The sequence below is a fragment of the Lentimicrobium sp. L6 genome (assembly GCF_013166655.1).
In the GTDB taxonomy this organism is placed as follows: domain Bacteria; phylum Bacteroidota; class Bacteroidia; order Bacteroidales; family UBA12170; genus UBA12170.
Window position 1 is genome coordinate 1 of the sequence record NZ_JABKCA010000178.1, and the last position, 1045, is coordinate 1045.

Annotated in this window: 1 protein-coding gene; it reads left to right on the forward strand. The window is 33.7% G+C overall.

Annotated elements, in window-relative coordinates; genetic code table 11:
- Positions 1-209 precede the first annotated feature (209 nt).
- Positions 210-983, forward strand: a complete 774-nt coding sequence (locus tag HNS38_RS20090; protein WP_172347008.1) for a PLDc N-terminal domain-containing protein — start codon at positions 210-212, stop codon at positions 981-983.
- Positions 984-1045: the final 62 nt, after the last annotated feature.

Genomic DNA, 1045 nt, shown 5'->3' on the forward strand with positions numbered 1-1045 from the left:
AAAGCTACCTCCCTTTGGGGAGGTTTAGTTCAACAATGTATAAAAATAATAGCCGAGATAGTTGTAAATTCAAGGGTTGTAGCCCGCATCAACTTCCTTGTAACTTGACAGGAAAGTGCCACACAGTCGGCTACTATTCTTATACGAAACGTTAGCATGCATTTGGCAGAACGATACAACATTTAAACAAACTTAAATTTGATAATAAAATGACAGCAGTTTTCGGTATTCTATTTTTCTTAATCGTGTTAGGTTCATTGACTACAACTTTTGTTGCGATTTTTCAGATTATAAACAATGACTTTAATGGCTCAAAAGGATTATGGATTATTATCTCCATGATTGGTATAATTGGACCGATTTTATATTTAACAAAAGGACGGAAACTGATTACTAAAAGAGATTACGATGAGATAAATAATGGAGAAGGTTTTTCTTTTAAAAGCCATTATAGCGGATTGATAAGAGATTTGAGTATGAATATTAAAATTGCATTTGCAGCCGCATTTGGATTGATTATAACTGGATACTTAGTACGGGGATTTGATATCTATGTTTTTTGGGAAAGCAAACCGATTGGATATGCTATTTTATTTATCTGTATCGCTATATTACTTAGGAAAGATATTACTAAAAGAAAATCTTTGAAAGTTAAAAACGCATGGAGTCATATCGCATTTTGGATAATTGCATTTATGCTTTTCGTAAAAACATTGATTACGATAATATTACCAAATAGTGATGCATATAAAGTTGCAAAGAATTATTTAAAAAACGATACTCAATTGACATCGGAGATTGGAGAGTTAAAGGGGTTTGCTGTGCTTCCGAGCGGTGGGATTGAAACGAGCAGTGATTCAAATGGGACATATGGAGCGGCTTCTATTGCATTGATAGTTAAAGGAGCGGAGAAATATAAAGAGTTGATAATCTATGTAGAAAAAACACCTGAAACTGATTGGACTGTAACAGGAATAGAATAAAAACGCATGCTAACAATTAAGCATCGTTTTCAGCCCTAAGCCGTGGAGCTAAGCATTTACTT

Coding starts and splice junctions, on each gene's coding strand:
- HNS38_RS20090 (WP_172347008.1), top strand. CDS start 210: ATGACAGCAGTTTTCGGTATTCTATTTTTCTTAATCGTGTTAGGTTCA.